This is a genomic window from Dehalococcoidales bacterium, from assembly GCA_035529395.1.
In the GTDB taxonomy this organism is placed as follows: domain Bacteria; phylum Chloroflexota; class Dehalococcoidia; order Dehalococcoidales; family Fen-1064; genus DUES01.
On the sequence record DATKWT010000190.1, the window covers coordinates 1 to 7,812 of the forward strand.

Annotated in this window: 7 protein-coding genes; 2 read left to right on the top strand and 5 right to left on the bottom strand. The window is 56.2% G+C overall.

The window, feature by feature from the left end; translation table 11 throughout:
* The 3 genes from folE to thrC all read right to left on the bottom strand — a co-directional run.
* A partial coding sequence (gene folE / locus VMW13_11480; GenBank protein HUV45433.1) for a GTP cyclohydrolase I FolE occupies positions 1–464 on the bottom strand: 464 nt, incomplete at its 3' end.
* Positions 465–677: 213 nt separating this feature from the next.
* Positions 678–1,907: an MFS transporter gene (locus tag VMW13_11485; GenBank protein HUV45434.1), complete on the bottom strand. Its 1,230-nt coding sequence runs from the start codon at positions 1,905–1,907 to the stop codon at positions 678–680.
* 245 nt (positions 1,908–2,152) lie between these two features.
* Positions 2,153–3,205, bottom strand: coding sequence for a threonine synthase (gene thrC, locus VMW13_11490; GenBank protein ID HUV45435.1), 1,053 nt, complete (start codon positions 3,203–3,205; stop codon positions 2,153–2,155).
* Positions 3,206–3,495: 290 nt separating this feature from the next.
* Here thrC and VMW13_11495 point away from each other — a divergent pair, with 290 nt between their 5' ends.
* Both VMW13_11495 and VMW13_11500 read left to right on the top strand, forming a co-directional pair.
* Positions 3,496–4,716: an acyl-CoA dehydrogenase family protein gene (locus VMW13_11495; protein ID HUV45436.1), complete on the top strand. Its 1,221-nt coding sequence runs from the start codon at positions 3,496–3,498 to the stop codon at positions 4,714–4,716.
* 43 nt (positions 4,717–4,759) lie between these two features.
* Positions 4,760–6,010, top strand: a complete 1,251-nt coding sequence (locus tag VMW13_11500; protein ID HUV45437.1) for an acyl-CoA dehydrogenase family protein — start codon at positions 4,760–4,762, stop codon at positions 6,008–6,010.
* Between the two features lie 96 nt (positions 6,011–6,106).
* Here VMW13_11500 and pyrE read toward each other — a convergent pair whose 3' ends face one another.
* Complete coding sequence (pyrE, locus tag VMW13_11505) at positions 6,107–6,679, bottom strand: orotate phosphoribosyltransferase (GenBank protein HUV45438.1); 573 nt, start codon at positions 6,677–6,679, stop codon at positions 6,107–6,109.
* A 61-nt stretch (positions 6,680–6,740) separates the two neighbouring features.
* Positions 6,741–7,301: a signal peptidase I gene (gene lepB / locus VMW13_11510; protein HUV45439.1), complete on the bottom strand. Its 561-nt coding sequence runs from the start codon at positions 7,299–7,301 to the stop codon at positions 6,741–6,743.
* Positions 7,302–7,812 lie beyond the last annotated feature (511 nt).

The following is a 7,812-nucleotide window of genomic DNA, read 5'->3' on the forward strand; positions in this document are numbered from 1 at the left end:
ACACCGCGCATCACCATGCACATATGTTCCGCCTGGACCACCACGGCAACGCCCTGTGGGTTTACTCCGTCGTTAATAGCTTCGGCAATCTGTGTGGTCATTCTCTCCTGAATCTGGGGTCTTCTGGCGACTATCTCCACCACCCTGGCCAGCTTGCTGATACCGACAACACGGCCGCCTACGTCCGGGATATAGCCGATGTGCACCACACCGTAGAATGGCAGAAGGTGGTGCTCGCACATCGAGTAGAAAGGGATGTCCTTGACTATCACCATTTCCCGGTGGCCAAGCTCGTAGCCCACGGTAAGCTCTTCCCGGGGGTCGACGCCGAGCCCGGAGAACAACTCGGTGTACATCTCGGCGACCCGCCGTGGTGTATCCGCTAAACCTTCTCTCTCAGGGTCTTCACCGATAGCCCTGATAATCGCGCTGGTTGCCTTTTTTATCTCTTCCTCGTTTATCACTCAAGTCCTCCTCTGGCGTTGCTACTGTGTTCGAGTTCCCATCGGTACCTGGACTGCTCCAGGGGTGTGCTGAAAAATCCTTTCGACCAACCCCACGATATCTGGGGGACACCCCCAGACCCCTGCCAGAAGAGGGCGCCTCTCAGAAGAGGCGGGGCCCCTCAGAAGGGGCACCCTCCCTGGACTCTCCTTTTTCAACACCCTGCTAAGGGTTCACGGAGTGGCCTGCCGTCTCCTTTGTTGCCGCGATAGAAGCACACTGAGAATGATAGCCAATAGTGCCATAATTAGGCAAATAATGAAGGCCAGTTGGTAGCTGCCGGTTGTATCGAAGATGGTACCGGCCAGAGGTGCTCCCAGCGCCCCTCCCATGGAACCGACCACCATCAGGCTTGCCATGACGGCTCCCAGGAACCTGAGTCCGAACAGTTCTCCAGTCAGTAGTGTCTGCAATGGCACAATGCCTCCATAGGCGATACCGTAGATAACGGCAAAGACATAGAATGTCCAGACCTCTCTGGCGAAAAGAAGCCAGGCCAGCGCCAGGACCATTAGCGCCAGGTGGAAGATGAGAGATGGTGTGGGCCCTATCCGGTCCGATACAAAGCCAGCCAGGTTCCGCCCGATGAGACTGGTAGCGGCCCAGATGGACACAATCGAAGCGGCTAATGCTGAGGAGATGCCCATGTCGATGGCATGGGGTGCAATATGTGCCATCATTACCTGTATTATAAAGATGAAACAGAACATTACCAGGCCAAATATCCAGAACCGTCCCGTCCGGATTGCCTGTTTAATAGAAAGGCTCTCCGTCACCACCGGCTCTTCTTCATCCTGCCGGCTTGACATTTCACCGTAGGGCTGGAGTCCCATTTGCTGCGGGCTGCCTTTCAGGGTCTGCGCCAGCGGTATAACCACTACCAGGGTGATTAAGCCCAAGACAATATAGGCTGTTGGCCAGTCGTAGTCGGATATCAGCCACTGGGACAGCATCGGGGCAATGATGCCGCCCAGACCGATACCGGTCCAGGTGAGTCCCAGGGCTACCCCCCTTTTCTGCTTGAACCACCGCAGTATTGTCGTCGTGACCGGGACCACGCATCCGCCACCGCCGATGGCAACGGCAACGCCGTATATCAGGTAGACATGCCACAGGGCACTAATCTGCGACATGAAGATAAAGGCTACTCCGGTAATGATACCGCTGGCAGTGACCAGCAAGCGGGGGCCGTACCGGTCACTCAGTTTCCCGGCAAGAATGCTGAAGGGGCCGGTTATCAGCATACCTATCGAGATGGCGGCGGAAAGGGCACCCCTGTCCCAGTGGAACTGCTCCGTTATCGGTCGCAGGAATATGCCAAAGCTATAGAAAGTGAGGGCGTGCGTCGCCAGAATGCCGACCGCACTGAAAACCATGATCCAGCCGTAATGCAGATGTTTCAATTCCCGCAGTTACCAGCTTGAAAGACATCGGTGGCAGTTGTCACTCTATTCATTGTCGGAATACTCTAGCATGGTGATGAAAAACCCTTTCGACCAATCCCACGATATCTGGGGGACACCGGCAGAATCTGGTTTCGGATTCTGCTAACGTCATTCTGTAAGAATGACGCCCAGACACCCCTGCCAAAGGGGCTTGGCCCCTTCTGAGGGGCGACCCCTCTGGGCTTTCCTTATTCAGCACTCTGCTAGGCCCAGCCGAGGGCTTGCTCGATGGCTGTCGTCTCTGCCGGTAGCTGGCTGAATGAACCGGTGTCTCTTAGAGCGGCATCCGCGTCCTTCAACCCCGTGCCGGTCACGATGCAGACGATTCGTTTGCCCGAGAAGTCCATACCACTGCCGGAAAGCTTGATAAGCCCGGCCAGAGAAGCCGCCGAAGCCGGTTCCCCGAAGATACCCCCCTTGCTTGCCATGCGGTGGTAGGCGGCCATGATTTCCTCGTCACTGACCATATCGATGATGCCGCCGGATTCGTCGCGGGCTGCTTCCGCTTGCTGCCAGCTTGCCGGGTTGCCGATTCGTATCGCGGTGGCAATAGTGTTTGGTTCCTCAATGATGTGGCCATGCACAATGGGCGCGGCACCCTGGGCCTGAAAGCCCATCATCTGTGGTTTCTGCTTTGCCCTGCCTGCCTGATAGTACTCGGTAAAGCCCTTCCAGTAGGCAGTGATATTGCCCGCATTGCCCACCGGGATGAAGAGGTAGTCCGGAGCTTCACCGAGGGCGTCAACGATTTCAAAAGCAGCGGTCTTCTGCCCTTCAATCCGGTATGGATTGAGCGAGTTCACCAGGGTAACCGGGTGTTTCTCGGTGAGAGACCGCACTATGGTCAGGGCCTGGTCGAAGTTACCATCGATAGTGATTATTCTGGCACCGTAGACGATTGCCTGGGCCAGCTTGCCGAGGGCGATTTTCCCTTCGGGTACGATGATGATTGCCTGAAGACCGCAGCAGGCGGCGTAAGCGGCCGCTGAGGCGCTGGTATTGCCCGTAGAGGCACACATGATTGCCTGGCTACCTTCTTCTATCGCCTTAGCCACGGCAACCACCATACCCCGGTCCTTGAAAGAGCCGGTGGGGTTGCACCCTTCCAGCTTGAAGTACAATTCCCCGCAGCCGATTTCCTCGGCCAGTCGGCGGTTGCTCACCAGGGGAGTATCTCCCTCACCCAGTGTGAATCGTGGCGTTGCCGATGTCAGTGGCAGAAGGTTTTCGTACTTGGCGAGTACTCCTGATTTCATTGTCTTCTCCTCTGGGCAGGCTGCGGTATAAGCCTCATCCGGCCCGATGCAGCGCCAGTTTCACCGGAATAAAGGGCGCCCGGCGGTGAGTGGAAGACCACCGTGTCCGGTTTTCCTGTTGGATGTATAGTATATTTATAAGGCAAACGCACGATGTTTGCAAGTTTGGATTTGACGTCTTTGATATAACTTGCTATGATTCATCTCGGTGTCCTCATGTGAGGACAATGAAGCATTCTTTAGTGGATTCGCTTGACTCGATATTAAATATAATGGAAGGAGGCACGTAAATGGATTTCCGTTTCACTGAAGAGCAAGAGAAGCTGAGGAAAGAGATCGACGATTTCTTCCTTGACAATCTGCCTTCAGACTACCGTCCACGTGGCCAGAGGGGCCAGACCATGGCGCAGTACAAGTTCTGGATGGACCTGCAACGGAAGGCCGGTGCGAAGGGTTACCTTACGCCCGGGTGGTCCAAGGAAAGCGGCGGTCTCGGTCTGAGTGACATGGAGCAGGGTGTGGTCATGGAGGAGACCTCTTATTGGGGTGCAGCCTGGCCGGGCAGCCAGGGCATACGCGTCTGCGGACCCCCTCTGCATGTCTTCGGTACCGAGGAGCAGAAGAGCAAGTTCCTCCCCGGTATCGCCAAGGGCGAGGATATCTGGTACCAGGCCTTCACCGAGCCTGACGCCGGTTCGGATGAGGCGAACGTATCCCTGAGGGCTGTCGAAGACGGCGACAACTACATTCTCAACGGCCAGAAGACATTCATCACGGCTCCCGGTCAGGGAGACTACCTGTACACGCTGGCCAGGACACAGGACGTTACCCCCAAGCATCGTGGTATCAGCCTGTTCCTGATTGACGCCCATAGCCCGGGGGTCAGCTACAGTGCGCTACCCACGCTGGGTGTCTTCACCGTGGACATCTTCTTTGACAATGTGAAGGTACCGAAGGACCGTCTGCTTGGCGAGTTGAACCGTGGCTTCTATCATGCCATGGTGACCTTCGAGTTCGAGCGGAGCACGACCGGTGGCGGTGCCGGCGCCAGGCGCGGCATGGAAGAGCTTATCGATTTTTACCGGAATGAGAAGCCGAACGGCAAGCCCCTGCTGGAAAACCCGGCAGTTCGTGACCTGCTGGCAGACCGGGCAATCGAGATGGAACTCGTGTGGCTCCAGGGCTGGTTTGCCGCCTGGCACTTCAGCCAGAGAGACAAGCTGGGTTCGCCCCCGCCAGAGGCCGGTGGACTTCACAACAAGGTGGTGTCTGCCGACAGGGCCAAGCAGCTAATCGACGCCATGGGACTCTACGGACAGTTGCGCCGTGGCTCGAAGTACTGTAAATACGAGGGACGTGCCGCCGGTTCCTGGGAGGTATCGCGGAGTACGCATCCTGCCGGGACGATTGAGGTAAACAAGATAGTGCTTGGCGGAAGAGGACTCGGCCTGCCGAGAATCCCGGCCAAGTTCAACAAGGAAATAAGAGCGGCAATAGAGGAGAGAGGATAGTCCACCTGAGGGCCGGACGATATGAAGTGAAAGGAGCTATAAGATGGATTTTAATTTCACTGAAGAACAGGAAATGCTGAGAACGTCCGCTCGAGATTTTCTTGAGGAGGAGTGTACTGAGAAACTCATCCGGGATGTTGAAGCTGGTGATCAGGGTTATTCCCCTGACCTCTGGAAGAAAGTTGCGGAGCTGGGATGGCTCGGGCTTGTCTTTCCGGAACAGTATGACGGCGCCGGTATGAATGTTATTGACTTGGCGGTACTCTATGAAGAGTTCGGCCGGGCGATGTTCCCCGGTCCGTACCTTTCCACCGTTATTCTCGGCGGAATGACGATTCTGGAGGCTGGCACCGAGGAGCAGAAAGCAGAGATACTGCCCAGGATAGCCAGGGGTGAGCAAATAGTAGCTATGGCCCTCACCGAGCCGGAGTCCAGTTGGGACATGAAAGCATGGGACCCCGAGGGAGTCACGGTTGCGGCTACTGCTGCCGGTGATGACTATGTAATCGACGGCACAAAGCTGTTTGTCCATGACGCTGTCTGTGCCGACACCTTTCTTGTCGTGGCCAGGACCAAGAGCGGAGCGGACCCTGCTGATGGCATCACCCTGTTTCTGGTGGATGCCAAGAGCGCGGGAATCAGCATAACACCGCTGAGGACCATCGCCGGTGACATGCAGTGCGAGGTCATATTTGACAAGGTGAAGGTATCCAGGCAGAACATCGTCGGTGCACTGAACGGTGGTTGGGCACCGCTTGACAAGTCGATGAAAGTCGGAGCGGTGATGCTCTGCGCCCAGATGCTCGGAGCAGGAGAGAAGCTACTTGAGCTATCCGTGGACTACGCCAGGACGAGGATACAGTTTGACATGCCCATTGGCATCAACCAGTACATCCAGGAGCACTGCGTCTTCCTGCTGCGCGATGTCAACGGTGCTCGATGGTCTACCTACCTGGCTGCCTGGAAGATTGCCGAGGGTGAGCCCTGTGACTTTGAAGTGGCTGTTGCCAAGGCGTGGGGCAGCGATGCTCACGAGAGGGCTTGCTGGCGCGCACACCAGGTGCATGGTGGCGTAGGGTATACTGTCAATGACGGTGTCCTTCCTCTGTACTCGCGTCGGGGCAAAACCTTCCAGCTCTACCTGGGTGATACTGCCTACCACAAGGAGAAAATTGCCAAGGAGCTCGAGGGGTGGCCGACTCCACAGGTACCCAGGGGTAAGCCACTCGGTCTCTGGGTAGATATGCCCGAGAACTGGATACCAGAGTGGTGGGACACATTCGATAAGGGCTAACAGGCTATAGCACCACATTACAAGAACAGAGCGGCACTCCCCACACGGGGAGTGCCGCTTTTCTTTCCGGTTTTTAATGTGGTATCTTGAGCGGAATCAGGCCTGTCCGCTGCCGGGCTTGACCAGTGGTTTACCGGCGGCGCACTGTGGACAGTTCTCCGGTGTGTAGGTTTCTGCCACTGTCCGCAGGCAGCTATAGAGGGGAACCCCGAAATCAACAGGCTGCCTGGCGCGGTCTACCAGAACACCAATACCCACGACCTTGCCGTTGAGGGCAATGACGGCATCGATTACGTCCCGTATCGAGCCACCGGCGGTCATAACGTCATCCACCACAAGGACACGCTCCCCCGGACTGATGCTCTGACCACGCCGGAACATTCTTCCTTCGGATTCTGCCCTTTCGGCATATATGGCTCGTGTTCCAAGCTGCCTGGCTACTTCGGAGGCAAGGATGACACCACCGGTGGTTGGGCCGGCTACCATCTGGATGCCCTCCTCCCGGAAGTGGTCGGCAATCATTCCGCAGAGTTGCTCGGTATAGGCGGGGAACTGCAGTACCCGGAACTTCTCCCAGTAGACCGGGGAGTGTAGTCCGGAAGCCAGGAGGAAGTGGCCTTTCAGCACCGCCCCTGCCTTGACGAAGATATCCTCTACATCACTCATCATGAAACCCTCTGTTACGTAGTCGTCTCCAGGCCCAAACGTTGACTTATACTCGTTCAGGGGGTTAGTCACCGGCGGCGCTGGCTATCTGCTCCGGTGGGGGATAGTTGGCGGCCAGCCCCCATTTGTCCGGAGGCCAGATTGATAACCATGCTTTGCCTATTATGTCTCCGGTCGGGACCAGCCAGCCGTTTCGTGAGTCATTGGTGTTGTTGCGGTTGTCGCCGAGTACGAAGTACTCGCCGGGAGGGATTGTGTCGCTAACATAGGAACGGGTAGCCGGTTCTTGTACATACGGCTCGTCAAGTGTAACCACGGAGCCGTCAGGATGGTGGATTAAGACCTGACCATCCTTCATTTCCACGTACTCGCCGGGCAGTCCGATAATGCGCTTGATGTAGCTGTCTCGCTGGCCGTTGGGAGGGCGAAATACAATCACGTCTCCCCTTCCGGGCTCATGGATACTGTAGACCACCTTATTCACCAGCAGCCGCTGGTGTTCCCAGAAGTTAGGCTGCATGCTGGGACCGTATATCACGAAGGTCTGTACCGTGTACCGCAGTCCGATAAAGACCACCACGGCGATTGCCGCCATTACCAGGAAGTCACGAATGGAGCTCTTCATTTGTCTCCTTCTCAGGACTCAGTTACTATTATAGTATAGCCCGTCTGCCTGTGTTGTGCCAGTGGGGGACTCAACCAGTACATTGGTGACACTTCGTATCCACACCAGTAGCTAGTTGCACAAATCCGCGCAACATACAGATTCTGCGCCACTAACCTTAGTGGCGTGCCACTGAGGTTAGTGGCGTGTTGCTCAAGAATGACATGCCAACGGTGTGTCACCCTGAGTTTACCTGCTGGCTTAACCAGCAGGCCGAAGCCGAAGGGTCTCACCCCGCGGAACATACTAGCTGGTATTTCTGCAACTGAGTACCAGCCGTAATTGCGAGCGAAGCAATTTCGTTGATACAGGATTGCCATGCCACTCCCTGGCTACCCTCGGTCGTGGTTCCCGATAACAAGGGAAGGAATGTGTCCCTGTCCGTGTTGTGGCACCGCAGTCGATGTTGCAGGCTCTCTTGCGCAGGTGCTAGAATTACAGCATAATGGACTATATGGCGCAGGCTCTCTCT

Coding starts and splice junctions, on each gene's coding strand:
- thrC (HUV45435.1), bottom strand. CDS start 3,205: ATGAAATCAGGAGTACTCGCCAAGTACGAAAACCTTCTGCCACTGACA.
- VMW13_11495 (HUV45436.1), top strand. CDS start 3,496: ATGGATTTCCGTTTCACTGAAGAGCAAGAGAAGCTGAGGAAAGAGATC.
- VMW13_11500 (HUV45437.1), top strand. CDS start 4,760: ATGGATTTTAATTTCACTGAAGAACAGGAAATGCTGAGAACGTCCGCT.
- pyrE (HUV45438.1), bottom strand. CDS start 6,679: ATGATGAGTGATGTAGAGGATATCTTCGTCAAGGCAGGGGCGGTGCTG.
- lepB (HUV45439.1), bottom strand. CDS start 7,301: ATGAAGAGCTCCATTCGTGACTTCCTGGTAATGGCGGCAATCGCCGTG.